This window comes from Mycolicibacterium alvei (genome assembly GCF_010727325.1).
GTDB classification, from domain to species: Bacteria; Actinomycetota; Actinomycetes; order Mycobacteriales; family Mycobacteriaceae; genus Mycobacterium; species Mycobacterium alvei.
In genome coordinates this window covers 2,987,027-3,003,808 of record NZ_AP022565.1, presented here as the reverse complement: position 1 = coordinate 3,003,808, position 16,782 = coordinate 2,987,027, and the positions used below count along the sequence as shown (strand labels likewise).

Sequence of the window (16,782 nt, the reverse complement as noted above, 5' to 3'; positions counted from 1 at the left end):
GCCGGACACTGCACTGGGCATAGAGGATCTGACGGTCCCCGTGCTCAACCCGATGCAACGAGAGGTTCTCGTACAGCTGGAGAACCTGTCGGTGGACCTCGATCCAGCCACTCTGATCGCTGAGGCGGTAGCGAAGACGGGGTTGGAAGACTTCGGGGCCACCGATTTTCATCCACGGCTCCGCGCGTACGCCGGGGCTGTCGATGCCGACAGCGGCAACACGAATCTCAACCGCCTCATCCTGCGAAACCGAATTGTTCGGTTGCTCTCGCAACGGCTGCTGTTGACAGATCTGCTGCGTCGCTACCCCGAGATCCACGGCATCGAGATCGAACGACCGATCATCGTCGTCGGTCTACCGCGCTCGGGGACAACGCATCTGGTCAATCTCATTGCGTCCGATATCAGGCGGCGTGCGTTGCCGTACTGGGAGAGTCAGGAACCCTTCCCCATGCACGGTGAAGGTCCTGACGTCAACGGAGTGGACCCGCGGTTCGCGCGCAGTGTCTCCGAGCACGAGTCGGCCATGGCCATGACTCCATTGGTGCAGAACATGCACGACCGATTTCCACAGGCGATCGAGGAAGAAGTCGAGATCCTCGATCTCGATTTCGCGAGCTATGTGCTGGAGTGGCATGGGCGGGTGCCGCAATGGCGGGACTACTACCTCGCGTTGGACCAGGACCGGCATTATGGCTATCTACGCACGGTTCTCAAGGCCCTGACATTCTTACGGGGTCCACGCCAGTGGGTGCTGAAGTCGCCGCAACACTGCGAGCAACTGGGGCCGCTGACACGAACATTTCCAGACGCCACCGTCGCATTCACCCACCGAGATCCGGTCGCAGTCATCCAATCAGCAGTCACGATGTTGGCGTATGGAGACCGGATGCGACGCAAGGAGATAGACCCAGAGGGCCTCGTGGACTACTGGATTGACCGGATCGAGAGGTTGCTGCGCGCGTGTGTGCGCGATCGGGATCTGGTTGGTCCCGACCGAAGCGTGGATATTGGCTTTCACCAGCTCAATGGAAACGAGATGCCGATTCTCGAGACGTTGTACGGCCACAACGGCACCGCCCTGACCGAAGCGGCCCGAGCGGCATTTCGCCGCTACCTCGACGACAATCCGCGAGGCAAACACGGCCGAATGCGGTATGACCTCCAACGCCACTTCGGCCGGACACCGGACGAAGTCCGGTCACGCTTCGGGTTCTACTTCGACCGATTCGATGTCCAGGAGGAAGCGTGAACAGTTATCGACCCGCGTACTTAAGCCGTCCAGGGGCCGACGACATCGTGGGTGCGGGTGCACCGGCCGACGAAGTAGGCCCTGGCATTTGGCTCTCTCAGGGTCTTTCGAACTCGTTCATGTTGACGACCGATGCCGGCCGGATCGTGCTGAACACGGGGATGGGTTTCGAGGGGCCGGTGCACCGTGCCAACTATGACGCCATCGACCCTGCGCCGATCCGCTACGTCATCCTGACCCAAGGCCATGTCGACCACGTTGGTGGCCTCGACACCGTCGCTGACTCCGATAGCGAGATCGTCGCCCAGGCCAACTGGGAAACGTGGCGGCGAGACAACGACCTGTTGGCGGAGTTCCGGGCCCGAAACTCGGCGTTCGCATGGGTCGGCAAGGTGATGGACACGATCGAGCGCAACACGCAGCGATTCGGCCCGCCGCCACCGCAGAGTGTTCCGACCCCGACGATGGTGGTCGATGACGAACTCGTCATCGAACTTGGCGGGCGCCGGTTGGAGCTTTACGCCACGCCCGGTGGTGAGACCACCGACAGCCTGGTGGTCTGGTTGCCGGAAGAAGGTGTCTGCCTGTGCGGCAATGTCTTCGGCGCGCTGTTTGGTCACATTCCGAACCTGGTGACGGTGCGTGGGGACCGCTATCGAGACGCGCTGACGGTAGTGGAGTCCATCGACCGGGTCCGCGCGCTCGGCGCGGAGACGTTGCTCACCGGTCACTTCGGGCCGATCGTCGGCAAGGAGCGGATCGAATGGGAGCTGACCCGACTACGCGATGCCGTGATGTCCATTCACGACCAGACGGTGGAAGGGATGAATGCCGGAAAGGATGTTCACACCCTGATGCGTGAGGTGGTGCTGCCGCCCGAACTGGAAGTCGGCCAGGGCTATGGCATGGTGCGCTGGAATGTGCGAGCCATCTGGGAGAACTATGCGGGCTGGTTCCACCATCGCTCGACGGGCGAACTCTATACCGAGGGTCCGGACCGAACCGAGGCGGATCTGCTCGAACTCGCCGGCGCAGCACCGGTTCTCAACCGGGCGCGGGCTCTGGTAGAGGCCGGTGAACCGGTGCGGGCCATCCAGTTGGCCGAGATTGTGAACCGAGCCGACCCCGACAACAAGGCGGCCAAACAGGTGTTGATCACCGCACACGAAGATCTGCTGTCAGCCAGCACCAATTTCTGGGAAGCCGCCTGGCTGCGCGAACAAATTAAGGAATTGTCATGACCAACCGTGTGCAGTTCGACTTCACCGGTGCGAACGCGCTGGTCACCGGCGGCACGAGTGGCATCGGCCACGCGACCGCATCGCTTCTTCGCGACAGCGGAGCGGATGTCACGATCACCGGTACCAAAGGAGGGCCGCAGGATTACGACGTCGATCTGTCGGGACTGGAGTATCGGCAGTTGGCGCTGACCGATTCAGACGGCATTGCGGCGCTGGCTGACTCGTTCTCCGATTTGGACATTCTCATCAACAACGCCGGGGCCAATTTTCCGGGCGGGCTCGACGAATCCACCCCGGAGGGGTTCGCGTTGTCGGTGGAGGTCAACCTGCTCGCCCCGTTCAAGCTGACCGAACGGTTGCACGGTGCGCTGATGGCGTCGAAGGCTCCCGGCGGCGCGAGCGTGGTCATGCTCGCATCCATGGCGGCAATCCGATCCGTGCCGGTGGTGCCCGGGTACGGATCGGCGAAGGCGGGAGTGCTCGCGCTCACCCGAAACCTGGCCGTGAAATGGGCCGCCGATGGTATCCGAGTCAACGCCGTCGTCCCCGGCGTCACTGCCACCCGCATGACCGCACCGATGGACTACGTGCCGGAGGTCAAGCAGGAACAGGTTGACCACATTCCGCTCGGACGGTTCGCCACGCCGGAGGAGATCGCCAGTCCCATCCTCTACCTGTGCAGTGGCAATGCCTCCTACAGCACCGGATCGGCGCTCGTCGTCGACGGTGGCTACAGCGTGCTCTGAGTGATTCAACGACATCGATGGGAAGGAACTTCACGTGAGAGCAGCCATCATCACCGCCCCCGACAACACCGAAATCATGGATGTGCCAACGCCTACGGTGAGTTCTCATGACGTGCTGGTGCGGATTCGAGCGTGCGGGATTTGTGGTTCCGACACGCTCTACATCTCCATTGGAGGTCTGCCGCCGCGGCACGGCTGCATGCCTATCGGTCACGAACCGGCCGGTGAGGTGGTGGAAGTCGGCAGCGATGTGAATGGGATAGCGGTCGGTAACCGTGTCGTGGTCAATCCCATGGCGGTCGCGGACGACATCATCGGCAACGGCGGTTCGGTCGGTGCGCTGGCCGACTACCTGCTCATCAAGGATGCCGTCCGCGGCCGGAGTCTGGAGGTGGTGCCCGACCACATCCCGTACGAGGTCGCGGCGCTCAACGAACCCATGGCGGTTGCCCTTCACGCGGTCAACCAGGTGGCACCTCGGACGAGCGACCAGGTGCTCGTGCTCGGCGCCGGGCCCATCGGCCTGGGCATCACGATCGCCTTGAAGTCGAGGGGAGTCAAACACGTGGTGGTGGCCGACATCCTGCCTTCCCGGCTGGAGAAGGCACTGAAGGTCGGCGCCGATGCCGTGATCAACTCGAAGGACGAGGACGTCATCGCGCGATTGGTCGAGTTGCACGGGCCAGGGGACTCGATGTGGCCCAACAGGTCTGGCACCGACGTGTTCCTGGACGCCGCCGGGGTACCGGCAGCTGTCGAGACGGCGCTGGGGGCCGCCAAGCGCGGAGCCAAGCTCGGTATCGTGGCTGTCCATAAAGAGCCCATCAGCATGGACTTCATGAATGTGATGAGTAATGAACTGACGATCATCGGATCGATGGGCTATCCCAGTGTGATCTTCGAGGTGACGAAAGACATCGTCGACAACTGGGAGAAGTACCGGGAGATCATCAGCCACACCTTCGAGTTCGATGACCTGGAAGAGGCGTTGCGGTGTGTTGCCACACCCGGTGCGGCCGACAAGGTCGTGATCACGTTGAGGGGTGAATGATGTCGTCAACCAGGGATGACCATATTGCCGACGTGATTCGTCGCTACGTCTCGCTGCTCGCGACCGGTAGCGCCGATGATCTCCTGGAACTGTTTGCCGAACACGCGACCGTGGAAGATCCGGTCGGCAGTGATGTCCGGACCGGCCGGGCGGAGATCCACGAATTCTTCTCCACCTTGGAGGCATTGGATCGCCAGACCGAACTGGTGTTGCTCCGTGTCGTCGGAAACGAGGCGGCGTTCTCGTTCACCATCAGTTTCAAGGTCGGCGACACCCCGATGCGCCTGCAACCGATCGACACGATGACATTCGACGGAGACGGCAAGATCACCTCGGTGCGAAGCTATTTCGCGCCAGCGGACCTTGTTGAGGTATAGCTGGCTTCACCGACCTGGCAACAGGTCCACACCGAATACGAAAGATCGCGAGACACGTGGAGGCGTCTCGCGATCTTTCCGTAGCTGCAGTCAGGCAGATGCCGCGGCGGCCCGTCCGGCGCGGCGACCGTAGAAACTCCCGTCGCCCAGTGACACGCCGCTGGCATAGCCCCATGCGGCGAGGCCTGCGGTACAGCGTCCGGCGGCGAACAGTCCCGGGATAGGCTCGCCGCTGACATGGAGCACCTCGGCATCGAGTGTGGTGTGCAGGCCGCCGAGCGTGAATCCGCCGGTGCTGTCGCGAAGGTCGATGGCGCCTACGGGAGACTTGATCGGCTTGAGCCACTGCGCCTTCTTGTGCAGCAGTGGATCCTCACCGCGTGCCGCGCCCTCGTTGTAGGCATCGACGGTGGCCTGCAACGAGTTCGGCGGAAGCCCGATCTCGGCCTCCAGATCCGCGACGGTGTCAGTGACCCACGTCGGCGGCCGCATCATCAACTGCGGCGAGAGCGAGGCCATCGCCTCCTCCTGGGCGTCGCCGTCGATGATGAGGTAGGCGGTGTTGTTCTGGTGGTAGAGCGTGAGCTGGCCGGCCCGGCCGGGGTAGGTGTCCTCGGCGACATACCGTTGACCCCGTTCGTTCACCAGAATCCCGCGCACCAGCTGTTGAGGGTCGATGAACAGGGCGACCTCGGTGGCGTCCATATGGGCCAGATCGGCGCCGAGCGCATGTGCCATCCGGATGGCCTGCCCGTCGTGCTGCTCGATCGCGGAGGCCGGCCGGCCGGCGATTCCTGGGGCATAACGAGCCACCATGGCCTCGTTGTAGGCGAAACTTCCGGTGGCCAGTACCACGCCTCGTCGGGCCCGGATGTCCATCGTGGTGCCGTAGCGCCGGGTCCGGATCCCGACGACTCGGCCGTCCGACTCCACGATCAAGGCCTGCACGCGCACGTCATACAGCGACCGTGTCCCGGCCGCGGTGGCTGTGTCGACCAAGCCCTTCATCAGCATGAAGCCTGCGCTGGCTTCACCCTGCTTCTTGTTCTGCATCTGGGGTACATGGCCGCGCGGAGCCGGCGCGGCGATGGTGTTGAACGGGTACGAGTCCTCCCCGCCGCTGTACATGAGCCCCTGATCGCCCATCGGCTCCCAGCCGGGCTCTCCGAAGAACTCGGCTTTGAACGGCACGCCGCAGCTCACGAGCCAGTCGAAGTGCGCGACGCTTCCCTCGCAGTAATCGGCGATGCGCTGCGAATCTGCGCCCGGGCCCATGGCAACGTCGAGGAACGCGGCCATGTTGTCGACCGAATCCTCGAAGCCGCAGGCCTTTTGGAGCGCAGTACCGCCACCGAGGTAGATGAAACCACCGGCCATAGCTGCGGCTCCGCCCCACGACCCGGTGCGTTCGAGCACCAGTACTTCGGCTCCGGCGTGTGTCGCCTCCACGGCAGCGGCGGCGCCGGCAACGCCATAGCCGGCGATGACCACGTCGGCTTCGTCGGCCCACTCGATGATCGCGCCGGCCGGGATCGGTTGGATGCCTTCGGTGAGTGTCACGGTTGCATAGCCTTCGGTAGATCGGTTACCCACTGGTGTCCCCAGTAGCTGTCCGCGGTGATTTCTTCAGCGGTGTAATAGGTTTCGTCGACGCGCATACCCTCGGTGCCGAACTCGATGTCCCAGTCGCCGGGGGCACGCACGTAGAACGACACCATCTTGTCGTTGGTGTGGCGGCCCAACGTAGAGGAAAGTTGAAAGCCCTCTGCGTTGACGCGATCCAGTGCCTGACCCACCGTATCGAGGGCGTCGACCTCGACCATGAGATGGATCAGGCCCGGATCCCGCAGATTCTGTGCGGGACAGATCGCCAGGCTGTGATGGCGCTGGTTGACACCCATGAACCGGACCCGCACCGGGCCGAACTCCGGTGGCACGGGGACGCGGAACGCACCGCGGGACTTGAAACCCAGTACTTCGGTATAGAACTGGAACAAGCCGTTCACGTCGAGCGCCGGCAGCACCACGTGTCCCAGGCCCTGCTCGCCGGTGACGAACTTCGCACCGTGTGGGGTGATGACAGGGGAGTGGTCGAGGACCGGGCCGTGGAATACCTCCAGCGCAGTGCCGGCCGGATCCTCGAAGGCGATGACCTCCTCGGCCCTCCGCGCGTCGGCTTCATCGACCGACAGCTGTTTGAACGGCACTCCTGCGGCATCGAGTGCTGCCTTGACCTGCTCAAGGTCCGCGTGGTCGCGCACTTCCCAGCCGACGGTCATGATCTTGTCGACGTCTCCGGGCACGACGATGATGCGGGCGGCACGCTCGTCCATCCGCAGGTACAACGCAGACTCGTCGGGTCCTGCGCCGGTGGCGAAGCCGAGCACGTTGAACGCGAAGTGACGCCACCGCTCGATGTCGGAGGCGGCAACGGTGACGTAGCCAAGGCTCTTGATCAGTCCCATTAGAGCTGTCCTCTCAGATCATCGCTCGCAGGGGACCCTGCGGGTCCACGCCCAGCGAACTCAGGGCCGACGCGTGATAGACCGTGCTCGGAACGTGAATCGCGTGGGCCTGGCCGACATGCACATCACGCCAATACCGTTGCAGCGGTTTGTCCATCCGCGCGGCATTGCCGCCGCAGCGGGCGAAGATCTCGTCGACGGCCGACACCGCCCGCCACACCGCCCGCACCTGGGTGCGCCGGCCCGCCGCCCGGTCTTCGAACGAGACTTCCTTGCCCGAGTCGACGATGTCGTAGATGCGGTCGGCGTTGGCCAGCAATTCCTGCCGGGCGGCGTTGATATCTGCGGCGGCCTCGCCGATCGCATACATGACGTAGGGGTCGTCCTTGATCGCCACACCGCTGGAGTTGACCCGCTCACGCTGGTAATCGAGCGCGGCGGCCAGGGCGCCCTCGGCGATGCCGATGGTCGCCGAGCTGATGCCGAGCGGGAACATCGTCGACCACGGCATCAGGTATAGCGTCTCGGTCATCCCGGCTTCGCGCTGGGCCGTGCCGTCCATGACTTTCATCGCGTCCATCGTCCGGTACGACGGTACGAACGCATCCTTGACGATGACGTCCTTCGAGCCGGTCCCGCGCAGTCCCACGACGTTCCACGAGTCTTCTACGATCTCGTAGTCCTTGCGCGGCAGGATCATGTGCAGCATCTGCGGCGGCATCAGTGGTTTGCCTTCAGGGTCGCCGAGCATCGCGCCTAGAAAGATCCAGTCGCAATGGTCGGTGCCCGAGCTGAACTGCCAGCGGCCGTTGAAGATGTAGCCGCCGTCGACGGGCGTGGCCACACCCTGCGGCGCGTAGGGAGACGCGACCCAGGTGTCGACGTCCTCGGCCCAGATCTCGGCAGCGACCTTCGGGTCGGCGTACGCGAGCTGGTACGGGTGCACGCCCACCACACCGTTGATCCATCCGGCCGAAGGGTCCAGTGCCGCGGTGGCCATCACGGTCTCGGCGAACTCGCGCGGATGGACTTCCAAGCCGCCGTGAGCCTTGGGCTGCAACAGGCGGATGTTTCCCGCCGCCTTCATCATCTTGACGGTCTCGTCGGTGAGCTTGCCGATCTTCTCGGCTTCGGCGCCCTGGTGGCGCAACTGGTCGGCGAGGTCGCGCACCCGGTCGATTACGCGCTCAGTCATGGTTCGGTCCTATCGTCGAGGGCTGTACTGATGGTGTACCGCTTTGACCCGGGCGGCGGGGGCCAATCCCGGTCAGTGGAAACGTGGGGACGGACGGCTCAGAACTCGATGTGGACGTCGTCGGAGACCGGTCGTGCCTGGCAGCCGAGGATCACCCCGTCGGCGATATCCTCGGGTTCGAGAATGTCGCAGGCGGCCATGTCCACCTCCCCGCGAACCACCGTGGCCGCGCACGATCCGCACTGTCCCTCCTTGCAGGAATACGGAACGTCGACACCCGAGCGGATCAACACGTCGACCAACGTCGCCTGGCGCGGCCACCTCAGCCGGTGACTGGTGCCGTCTAGATCGACCTGAAGGTCGGCGGCGTCATCTTCGTCGGAAACTGTTGCCGGTGCGGTGGTGTCATCGGCGAACGGGTCACCGGACAGCGACTGGAACACCTCGAGGTGAATCCGGTCCCGCTCGACACCGGCCTCGAGAAGAGTCTCCTTGATGACCGCCATGAACGGGGCCGGCCCGCAGACGAAGGCCTCGAAGCCCGTGGACCCGGCGAAAACAGTGTGGGCGAATCCGCTCAGCTGGGCGTGGGTCGGCAGGCCCTGAACCGATTCCAACCAGTGCAGCACCGTCAGTCGGCCTGCGTAGCGGGCGGCGAGTTCGCGTAGTTCGCCGGCGAAGATCACCGAGCGTTCGTCGCGGTTGGCGTAGCACAGGACCACCCGCCCGGTGCCGGCCGACAACACCGACTTCAAAATCGACATCACCGGAGTGATTCCGCTGCCCGCTGCCCACAACAGAAAGTCGGTGTCGAGACTTGCCGGGGTGAACAACCCCGAAGGCGGCAGTACCTCGAGGGTGTCGCCGACATCGACGTTGTCGCACAACCAATTCGAACCGTAGCCGTCGGCGGTGCGCTTGACCGTCACCTTGGGGGCGGGATCGGTGTGCGGTGAGCTGGCGAGTGAGTAGCACCGGGCCACTGATCCGGTCAGCTCGCTTGGCACCCGTAGCGTCAGGAATTGTCCGGGTCGATACGAAAATCGCTCCTGCTGGTCCTGCGGCACAGTGAAAACCAGAGACCGAGCGTCGGGGCTTTCATCGATGACATCGGCCACCGTGACAACGACGCTCCGTCTGGTCTGCAGGCTCGGGTCGGTCATGGGCCGAGATTCTCGCCGACGCAGCCAATGAGGCAATCCGCCGATTCCGGTGGTCGGGACGTCAGGTCTTGCGGTCCGGTGACCGGGAACTGTGGCGGTCGCGTGCGTGATCGGCGCCTACCGTTCGCCCTGTGAGCAGTGGATCGATGAGCGTCGTAGATGTTGTGGTGGTGGGCGCCGGCTTCGGTGGCCTGTACGCGTTGCACAAGTTCCGGTCGCAGGGGTTGTCGGTGCGAGTCTTCGAGGCCGCTCCGGAGGTGGGTGGCACCTGGTACTTCAACCGCTACCCGGGTGCGCGTTGTGATGTCGAGAGTGTCGACTACTGCTACTCGTTCTCCGAGGAACTCCAACAGGAATGGACGTGGACCGAGAAGTACGCCACCCAGTTCGAAATCTTGAAGTACATCAACTGGGTTGCCGACAAGCTCGATCTGCGCCGCGACATCACGTTCGAGACCAGGGTGAGTTCGGCGGTGCTCGACGAGCAGACGCTGCGCTGGACCGTCACCACCGATACCGGCGAAGCTGTTGACGCGAGGTTCGTGGTCATGGCCACCGGCCCGTTGTCGGCGGCGATGACTCCTGACTTCCCGGGTCTGGACAGCTTCGCCGGCGACGTCTACCACACCGCGCACTGGCCGCATGAGGATGTGGATTTCACCGGTAAGCGCGTCGCCGTCATCGGCACCGGATCCTCGGGGATCCAGTCCATCCCGATCATCGCCGAACAGGCCCAGCAGCTCTATGTCTTTCAACGGACGCCGAATTACAGCGTGCCGGCTGGCAACCGGCCGCTGACCGCCGACGAGATTGCCGAAACCAAGGCCAACTATGCCGAGCGGCGCCGGATGTCCTGGCGCAGTGGCGGTGGCTCGCCACATGTCGCACACCCCAAACTCACCATGGAAGCCACGCCCGAAGAGCGTCACGATGCCTTCGAAAAGCGTTGGGAACTGGGCGGAGTGCTGTTCTCGAAGACATTCGCCGATCAGATGGTCTCCCTGGAAGCCAACGAGGAGGCCCGCAAGTTCTACGAGAACAAGATCCGTGCCGTGATCGACGACCCCGCCCTGGCCGAGGCGCTGATCCCCGACGATCACCCGATCGGGACAAAGCGGATCTGCACCGACACCAACTACTTTCAGACGTTCAACCGTCCCAACGTCGAGCTCGTGAGTGTCCGTAGGACACCGATCGAATCGATCGACGAAACGGGAATCAACACGTCCGACGCGCACTATGACATCGACGCGTTGGTGCTGGCCACCGGGTTCGACGCGATGACCGGCACACTGGCCAAGATCGACATCGTCGGGCGCGGCGGCGAGAAGTTGGTTGACGACTGGGCCGACGGGCCGCGCACCTATCTCGGATTGGGTACCGACGGCTTCCCTAACCTGTTTCTGGTATCAGGCCCCGGGGCGCCGGCGGTGCTGGCGAACATGGTCTTGCATGCCGAAGCGCACGTGAACTGGATCGCCGATGCCATCGCCCATCTCGACCAGAGCGGCTACGCGGCAATCGAACCGACGCCTGATGCCGTGGACAGTTGGATCGCCGAATGTGCCGAGCGCGCCGACGCCACGCTGTTCACCAAGGCCAACTCCTGGTACATGGGCGCCAATGTGCCCGGCAAGCCTCGGATGTTCATGCTGTTCATCGGCGGCTTCGGCGTGTACCTCGATATCTGCAACGAGGCAGCGGCAGCTGGATACAAGGGATTCGATCTGCTGAAGGCGCCCTAGTGACGGACCTGGCGGGCAAAGTCGTCCTGGTCACCGGCGCCGGTGGTGGTACCGGGCGCGTGCATTGCGAACGCTTCGCCGACGCCGGGGCCGACGTCATAGCGCTCGATCGGACTGAGGTCACCGACGACCTACGAGAGACGGCCGAGCGAGTGCGGCAGCGCGGCAGGCGTTGTGCCGTCGGCGCGGCCGATATCAGTAATCTCGCTGAGGTCACGTTCGCGGTTGACTCGGGTGTGACGACATTGGGCCGCCTCGACATCATCGTCGCCAATGCGGGAATCCACACACCGAACAGGCCGGCCTGGACGATCAGCGCCCAGGAATGGCAACGCAATCTGGATGTCAATCTGACCGGCGTCTGGCACACGGTCAAGGCCGGTGTGCCCCACATCGGTTCCGAAGGCGGGACGGTGGTGATCATCAGCTCCACCAACGGTTTACGCGGCACCGCCGGCACGGCGCCCTACACCGCGAGTAAACATGCGGCGGTGGGGCTGGCCCGCACACTCGCCAATGAACTCGGGCCGCAACGTATCCGGGTGAATACCGTCCATCCCGGAGCCGTGGCCACCCCGATGGTGCGCAACCCCGACACGTATAAACGGTTGCGACCAGATCTGGACAACCCCACCGAAGCCGATGCAATCGAAGTGCTCACCGCCCAAAATCTGCTCCCGGTGCCGTGGGTGGAGCCCGTCGATGTGGCCAACGCGGCGCTTTTCCTGGCTTCCGACCAAGCTCGATACATCACCGGCACCCAGCTCGTCGTCGACGCGGGCCTGACCCAGAAGACGACATGACCGGTCGGCTGACGGGCAAGACCGCTGTGATCACCGGTGCTGCGCGCGGCATCGGCCGCGCCCAGGCAGTGCGCTTCGCCGAAGAAGGCGCTGCGATCATCGCAATCGATGTGTGCGGGCCGATCGAGTCGGTGCAGGTGCCACCCAGCGCACCGCAGGATCTCGCGGAAACAGCTCGCCTTGTCGAGCAGGCAGGCGGTCGGATCGTCACCGAGATCGTCGACGTCCGGAGCCCGGACGAACTCCATGACGTTGTCGACCGCGGCGCCACGGAGTTCGATGGGATCGATATCGTCTGCGCCACTGCCGGAATCACGTCGCGAGGTGCCGCCATCGAACTCTCCGAGGCGGCGTGGCGCACCATGCTCGACATCAACCTGACCGGGGTGTGGAACACCTGCGCTGCCACGGCGCCTCACCTGATCAAACGCGGCGCGGGCTCGATGGTTCTGATCAGTTCGATCGCGGGTCTCCGGGGACTCGCGGGCGTCGGGCACTACACCGCCGCCAAGCACGGCGTCGTCGGACTGATGCGTAGCCTTGCCCATGATTTGGCGCCCCATGGCGTGCGGGTCAACTGTGTCCACCCGACCAACGTGGACACGCCGCTGATCCAGAACGACGTCGTCCGCAGTGGGTTCCGGCCCGACCTGGACCGTCCGCCCACCCGTAACGAATTCGCCACCGCCGCCACGCAGATGAACCTGCTCGCCGTGCCATGGGTGCAGCCCGTCGACATCGCGAACGCCAGCTTGTTCCTGGCGTCGGACGAAGCCCGGTATGTCACCGCGATCAGCCTGCCGGTTGACGCCGGAAGTACCCAACGCTAGGAGGCCGACATCGAACAGCAGATGCTCGCTCGGCTACAACGCCTCGAAGATGAGCTGGCCATCACGAGACTGTTGGCCTCATACGGTCCTTCGGTAGATGCCGGCAACGCTGACAATGCGGCCGCGCTGTGGGCGGTCGACGGAACCTATGACGTCGAGGACTGGCTGATGACCGGCCGGGGCGGCGTGCATCAGATGGTCAGCTCGACCGGTCACCAGGATCTGGTGGCCGCGGGCTGTTGCCATTTTCTCGGACCGGCGGTGGTCACGGTCGATGGCGACCGCGCCGTCGCGGTGTGCGAATCGCTGGTTCTGTTGCGCGATGGCGAGTCTGGGTTTCGAGTGTGGCGGGCCACTGCCAATCACTTCGCGCTGAAACGTCTCGAAGGGCAATGGCAGATCACGACGCGCACCAGCAGATTGCTCAACGGCAAATTGTACGCGCACACTCTACTGAACCTTGGATTGGCGGGAGCGCCTGTCCCCGAGCAGATCTGAGAGGCAGCGATGTCCGCTACTGATTGCCCGCTGGTGTTCTTCTCGTTCGTCGCACTTGGTGGCGGGGGAGCCGAGGAACACCGGCGCTACAACGAATGGCATCAGTTGGACCATCGTCCCGAAAATCTCGCGCTTCCCGGAGTTGCCTGGGGTGATCGGTGGAGCCGCCCGGCCGAGTGTCGCGACGCTTCTACGGCCGAGCCTGGGCAGGCCGACACAGACTATGTCGCGATGTACTGGTTTCGGTCTCCGGTGCAAGAGTCGGTGCGAGAGTGGGAGCAGCTCGGTGCGGATTCATTTCAGTGGGGCCGCGGACCGCAGATCCCTGGCGTGCGGCGCACTGTGCTCGCATTCTTCCGACCGGTCAAGGGCTACGCCGCTGCCTCGGCGTTGGTGTCGCCCGGCGTGATCCCGTACCGGCCCAACCGCGGGCTGCACCTGACGATGACCCGGTTTGCCGAACCCTACGGCGCAGGAGCTCACGAGCATCACCGATGGGAGGACCGGGTGGCGATCCCGGCTCTGCTGGAACTGGACGGTGTGGCGGGGGCATGGACTTTCGCATTGGACCGCCACCAGGACAATGGGCTCGGCCTCCGTTCCTCGGAGGCGGCAGATCCTCCAGGCGGCCTGCGCGTCCGTCTGCTCTACCTCGATGACGATCCGGTCCGTGTCACCGGCCGGATCAGGGAACAGCTGGCCGACAAGGCACCTGAACCGGCCGCGGGAGAGTGCGTCATCGATACGCCGCTGAACACGATCATTCCTTGGCAGGACTGGTGAACATGGGTGCCTATGCGCCGCGAGGTTCTTGTCGCCTACCCCCGACGGCTGCCACTGTGGGCTCGCCGGTTCGATGGATCATGGCCGGCGTCACCACGCGATGCGCCGCTCGTGACTGGCGCGCGCCGTTGCGGGGCACATCTGAAAGGCTATGGCAGATAGCCCATGACGCGCTGTGAACAGCCGCGGCGACGGGCTCGATCCGCGTCGACCTGGCGGGCCCGCACAGCGACAGCGCAAATTGATTGCCTCCCTCGCTCACGCTGATCGGAGCGGCAACGACGGTGACTCCCCGCTCACAACCCTCGGCATCGACGGCAACCCCGCCGCGAGCGCCTACGGCGGCCAGACTTCGATCCAACTCCGCTCGATTGCGAATTCCGTACGGCGATGTCACCGCGTACCGCAACTCTGGCCAGGCTGACTCGTCCATCTGCGCCAGGAGCGCTCTGCCGGCGGCGCTCTGTTCCACGGGCTGCTTGAAACCGACCTGCCAACAACTGCCGGAGCTGGGCCACATGCCGAAGCGTTCGATGTGGAGCACGTGCGTACCCGTCAGGACGCTGAGATGCGCCGTCAGGCCGGTGCGACGGTGTAGGTCCGCCATCACCGGCAGTGCCGCTTCCGGAACTCGGCGCTGTCGCACTGCCTGGCGGCCGAATTCGAACATCTTCAGCCCCAGTGTGTATTCGGCGCCATGGCGTTCGATCCAGCCGAGCTGGACCAGTCCCTGCAGGATGCGATGAGTCGACGAGCGGGGAACGTGCGAATACCGGGTGATTTCCGCCAGGGTGAGTGTTTGGCGCGCGCCGAAGACCTCCAGAAGCGCAGCCGCCCGATTGAGCAGCGCTATGGGAGCAGCGTCGTCATCCGACGTTGGCACAAATCCCTCCATACCTGTCATACTCTGCACACGTGTCACAACGTGACAGGTGTGAGTCTAGGCACAGCGTGCCTGCGAAGTAAAGGAGACCGCGTGCCGGTGCGACGACAATCAGCGAATGCCCAAAGGTAAGGGGCCGACGCTCACCGAGCGTCGCGCTGAGGAATTGCGGCTCAACATCGCCAGGACCGCATGCGACATCTTCATCGCCGACGGCGACACCACGGCAACCGTGGAGCGCATCTGCGCCGAAGTCGGCATCGCGACGCGTACGTTCTACCGCCACTTCCCGGTAAAGGAAGACGTACTGGGGCCGTTGTTCGGGCGAAGCGAGACGAACATGCGGGATCTGTTGTCCTGTGCTGCAGCGGATTCAGACCCCGTTGATGTCCTTGTCGACATGTTCACGGTCGAGGTTCGGCATCGCCAGTCAGCCGGGGCCCAGCATCGGCAGTCGGTGGACAAGGCGCGGAAACTGATGTCCCTCGTTGCCGAGACTCCGCAGTACCGACTGCGATGGATGGAATGGAGCGAGAACCTCGCCGACGCCATCACCGAGTTTCTGGCCGGGCACTTCGACTTGAGCGACGACGTGTTCACGCGCTCATTGCCGAGCAGGCTGATCGTCCACGTCAGCAGTAACGCCTACATCTGGTGGACCGACGCCAAGGAACCGCATGAACTCGACGAGTTGATAGCGGCGCACCGGTCCGGAATCGCCATGGTGCTGGCCGGACTCCAACCGTCGGACGGAACTCGCTAGCCCCGTGCCAGGAAGTTCGTGACCACAGACTCGAAAGCGGACTTCGCCTCGATCATGGCCCAGTGCCCACAGTTGGGGAACACGTGAAGCTCGGCGTTGGGTATGGTCCGCATCGGAATCAATGCCATATCAAGCGGACTCACGCGATCATCGCGTCCCCACGTCAACAGTGTCGGTGCCGACACCTTGTGCATCCGTGCCCAGGGCATGGGCAGGTCTGACGCGGCCATCGATGCCATCATCGCTGCGAACGCCGCCTTCCCGTACATGCGGCGTGCGGCGGCCAACGTCTCCGGGTCGGTCGCCAGCGTCCAGCGCTCCTCGATGAGTTCCTCGGTGACCAACGACCGGTCGTAGACCATGGAATGAAGCCAGTCGATGAGGCGCTGCCGAGTCGGGTCTTCGGTGAATTCCTGGAGCAGACGGATTCCCTCGCTCGGGCCGGGGGAGAAGATCGTGGTACCGATCCCGCCGATCGTCACGAGGCGGCTGACCCGTTCGGGTTCGTTGATCGCCGTGTTTATGCCGACCCCGCCGCCCATGGAGTTGCCGACGATGTCCACCCGTTCGATGCCGAGGGCATCGAGGAAGGGAGTTACAGCGCCCTGGGCGGTGACCATCGGGTGCCCGCCCCAGTCATCGGAAACTCCGAATCCGGGAAATTCCAGGACCAGGCACCGGAAGCGTTCCGCGAACGTCGGTAACACCCCGCGGAAGTTGCGCCACCCGGTCACGCCGGGACCTGATCCGTGCAAGAACAGCACGGTCGGCCCCTGGCCGACGTCGTAGTACCGCAAAGTTCCTGCACTGGTGTCGATCTCACGCAGCGCATCCGTCATGCCGACACCGGTACTGGTCGCAGCAGAATTTGACACGTGTCTTCTTTCTTTTTGCTGGGCTCGTTGCATCCAGCCTCACACGCGGCCGAAAAGGTCGGCAATGGGATGTTCCGCTGACCGGTGACTAGCGGCCGCGAGGCGGTATTCC

At 64.0% G+C, this 16,782-nt stretch carries 17 protein-coding genes; 11 read left to right on the top strand and 6 right to left on the bottom strand.

What is annotated here, in order from left to right; all coding sequences use genetic code 11:
- The first annotated feature begins 52 nt into the window (after positions 1-52).
- The 5 genes from G6N44_RS14455 to G6N44_RS14435 all read left to right on the top strand — a co-directional run bounded on the left by G6N44_RS14455 (position 53) and on the right by G6N44_RS14435 (position 4,667).
- On the top strand, positions 53-1,252 hold the full coding sequence (locus G6N44_RS14455) for a sulfotransferase family protein (protein WP_235683086.1): 1,200 nt from the start codon (positions 53-55) through the stop codon (positions 1,250-1,252).
- Positions 1,249-2,493: an alkyl sulfatase dimerization domain-containing protein gene (locus G6N44_RS14450; protein ID WP_163665051.1), complete on the top strand. Its 1,245-nt coding sequence runs from the start codon at positions 1,249-1,251 to the stop codon at positions 2,491-2,493. The genes G6N44_RS14455 and G6N44_RS14450 overlap by 4 nt, the downstream gene beginning before the upstream one ends.
- Positions 2,490-3,239 carry an SDR family NAD(P)-dependent oxidoreductase gene (locus G6N44_RS14445; protein ID WP_163665049.1) on the top strand — a complete coding sequence of 250 codons (750 nt, stop codon included), beginning with the start codon at positions 2,490-2,492 and terminating at the stop codon, positions 3,237-3,239. The genes G6N44_RS14450 and G6N44_RS14445 overlap by 4 nt, the downstream gene beginning before the upstream one ends.
- Before the next feature lie 76 nt (positions 3,240-3,315).
- Positions 3,316-4,290, top strand: coding sequence for a zinc-dependent alcohol dehydrogenase (locus tag G6N44_RS14440; RefSeq protein ID WP_276040182.1), 975 nt, complete (start codon positions 3,316-3,318; stop codon positions 4,288-4,290).
- The gene (locus G6N44_RS14435) at positions 4,290-4,667 is read left to right on the top strand and encodes a nuclear transport factor 2 family protein (RefSeq protein WP_235682733.1); all 378 of its coding nucleotides are present in this window, start codon (positions 4,290-4,292) and stop codon (positions 4,665-4,667) included. The genes G6N44_RS14440 and G6N44_RS14435 overlap by 1 nt, the downstream gene beginning before the upstream one ends.
- A 90-nt stretch (positions 4,668-4,757) precedes the next feature.
- Here the strand turns inward: G6N44_RS14435 and G6N44_RS14430 are convergent, their stop codons facing one another.
- The 4 genes from G6N44_RS14430 to G6N44_RS14415 form a co-directional block, all read right to left on the bottom strand.
- Positions 4,758-6,227: an FAD-dependent oxidoreductase gene (locus G6N44_RS14430; RefSeq protein ID WP_163665043.1), complete on the bottom strand. Its 1,470-nt coding sequence runs from the start codon at positions 6,225-6,227 to the stop codon at positions 4,758-4,760.
- Complete coding sequence (gene bphC / locus G6N44_RS14425; protein ID WP_163665041.1) at positions 6,224-7,132, bottom strand: biphenyl-2,3-diol 1,2-dioxygenase; 909 nt, start codon at positions 7,130-7,132, stop codon at positions 6,224-6,226. Before bphC ends, G6N44_RS14430 begins: the two co-directional genes overlap by 4 nt.
- Before the next feature lie 13 nt (positions 7,133-7,145).
- Positions 7,146-8,327, bottom strand: a complete 1,182-nt coding sequence (locus G6N44_RS14420; RefSeq protein WP_163665039.1) for an acyl-CoA dehydrogenase family protein — start codon at positions 8,325-8,327, stop codon at positions 7,146-7,148.
- Positions 8,328-8,425: 98 nt separating this feature from the next.
- A complete protein-coding gene (locus tag G6N44_RS14415; RefSeq protein ID WP_163665037.1) occupies positions 8,426-9,490 on the bottom strand; it encodes a ferredoxin--NADP reductase in 1,065 nt (354 codons plus the stop codon).
- Between the two features lie 146 nt (positions 9,491-9,636).
- Between G6N44_RS14415 and G6N44_RS14410 the strand changes: the two genes are divergently transcribed.
- Genes G6N44_RS14410 through G6N44_RS14390 form a run of 5 tightly spaced genes read left to right on the top strand, consistent with a single transcriptional unit; the run spans position 9,637 to position 14,149 of the window.
- Positions 9,637-11,235, top strand: a complete 1,599-nt coding sequence (locus tag G6N44_RS14410) for a flavin-containing monooxygenase (RefSeq protein ID WP_163665035.1) — start codon at positions 9,637-9,639, stop codon at positions 11,233-11,235.
- Positions 11,235-12,038: a mycofactocin-coupled SDR family oxidoreductase gene (locus G6N44_RS14405; protein ID WP_163665033.1), complete on the top strand. Its 804-nt coding sequence runs from the start codon at positions 11,235-11,237 to the stop codon at positions 12,036-12,038. The genes G6N44_RS14410 and G6N44_RS14405 overlap by 1 nt, the downstream gene beginning before the upstream one ends.
- Positions 12,035-12,868, top strand: a complete 834-nt coding sequence (locus G6N44_RS14400) for a mycofactocin-coupled SDR family oxidoreductase (protein ID WP_163665031.1) — start codon at positions 12,035-12,037, stop codon at positions 12,866-12,868. Before G6N44_RS14405 ends, G6N44_RS14400 begins: the two co-directional genes overlap by 4 nt.
- Before the next feature lie 21 nt (positions 12,869-12,889).
- Positions 12,890-13,366 (top strand): nuclear transport factor 2 family protein, encoded by a 477-nt coding sequence (locus G6N44_RS14395; RefSeq protein ID WP_163665029.1) that lies wholly within the window; start codon positions 12,890-12,892, stop codon positions 13,364-13,366.
- Between the two features lie 9 nt (positions 13,367-13,375).
- On the top strand, positions 13,376-14,149 hold the full coding sequence (locus G6N44_RS14390; RefSeq protein ID WP_163665027.1) for a hypothetical protein: 774 nt from the start codon (positions 13,376-13,378) through the stop codon (positions 14,147-14,149).
- A gap of 10 nt (positions 14,150-14,159) precedes the next feature.
- Here the strand turns inward: G6N44_RS14390 and G6N44_RS14385 are convergent, their stop codons facing one another.
- Positions 14,160-15,032 carry an IclR family transcriptional regulator gene (locus G6N44_RS14385; RefSeq protein ID WP_163665025.1) on the bottom strand — a complete coding sequence of 291 codons (873 nt, stop codon included), beginning with the start codon at positions 15,030-15,032 and terminating at the stop codon, positions 14,160-14,162.
- A gap of 118 nt (positions 15,033-15,150) precedes the next feature.
- On the opposite strand from G6N44_RS14385, the gene G6N44_RS14380 reads away from it, so the two are divergent.
- Positions 15,151-15,795 carry a TetR/AcrR family transcriptional regulator gene (locus G6N44_RS14380; RefSeq protein WP_163665023.1) on the top strand — a complete coding sequence of 215 codons (645 nt, stop codon included), beginning with the start codon at positions 15,151-15,153 and terminating at the stop codon, positions 15,793-15,795.
- Here the strand turns inward: G6N44_RS14380 and G6N44_RS14375 are convergent.
- Positions 15,792-16,634: an alpha/beta fold hydrolase gene (locus G6N44_RS14375; RefSeq protein ID WP_163669948.1), complete on the bottom strand. Its 843-nt coding sequence runs from the start codon at positions 16,632-16,634 to the stop codon at positions 15,792-15,794. The genes G6N44_RS14380 and G6N44_RS14375 overlap by 4 nt on opposite strands.
- Positions 16,635-16,782 lie beyond the last annotated feature (148 nt).

Excerpts from the sequence above, each read along its gene's own strand:
- G6N44_RS14395 (WP_163665029.1), top strand. The coding sequence starts at position 12,890 with ATGCTCGCTCGGCTACAACGCCTCGAAGATGAGCTGGCCATCACGAGA.
- G6N44_RS14410 (WP_163665035.1), top strand. The coding sequence starts at position 9,637 with ATGAGCGTCGTAGATGTTGTGGTGGTGGGCGCCGGCTTCGGTGGCCTG.
- G6N44_RS14420 (WP_163665039.1), bottom strand. The coding sequence starts at position 8,327 with ATGACTGAGCGCGTAATCGACCGGGTGCGCGACCTCGCCGACCAGTTG.
- bphC (WP_163665041.1), bottom strand. The coding sequence starts at position 7,132 with ATGGGACTGATCAAGAGCCTTGGCTACGTCACCGTTGCCGCCTCCGAC.
- G6N44_RS14445 (WP_163665049.1), top strand. The coding sequence starts at position 2,490 with ATGACCAACCGTGTGCAGTTCGACTTCACCGGTGCGAACGCGCTGGTC.
- G6N44_RS14440 (WP_276040182.1), top strand. The coding sequence starts at position 3,316 with ATGGATGTGCCAACGCCTACGGTGAGTTCTCATGACGTGCTGGTGCGG.
- G6N44_RS14380 (WP_163665023.1), top strand. The coding sequence starts at position 15,151 with ATGCCCAAAGGTAAGGGGCCGACGCTCACCGAGCGTCGCGCTGAGGAA.
- G6N44_RS14400 (WP_163665031.1), top strand. The coding sequence starts at position 12,035 with ATGACCGGTCGGCTGACGGGCAAGACCGCTGTGATCACCGGTGCTGCG.
- G6N44_RS14390 (WP_163665027.1), top strand. The coding sequence starts at position 13,376 with ATGTCCGCTACTGATTGCCCGCTGGTGTTCTTCTCGTTCGTCGCACTT.
- G6N44_RS14415 (WP_163665037.1), bottom strand. The coding sequence starts at position 9,490 with ATGACCGACCCGAGCCTGCAGACCAGACGGAGCGTCGTTGTCACGGTG.
- G6N44_RS14455 (WP_235683086.1), top strand. The coding sequence starts at position 53 with ATGCAACGAGAGGTTCTCGTACAGCTGGAGAACCTGTCGGTGGACCTC.
- G6N44_RS14375 (WP_163669948.1), bottom strand. The coding sequence starts at position 16,634 with ATGACGGATGCGCTGCGTGAGATCGACACCAGTGCAGGAACTTTGCGG.
- G6N44_RS14435 (WP_235682733.1), top strand. The coding sequence starts at position 4,290 with ATGTCGTCAACCAGGGATGACCATATTGCCGACGTGATTCGTCGCTAC.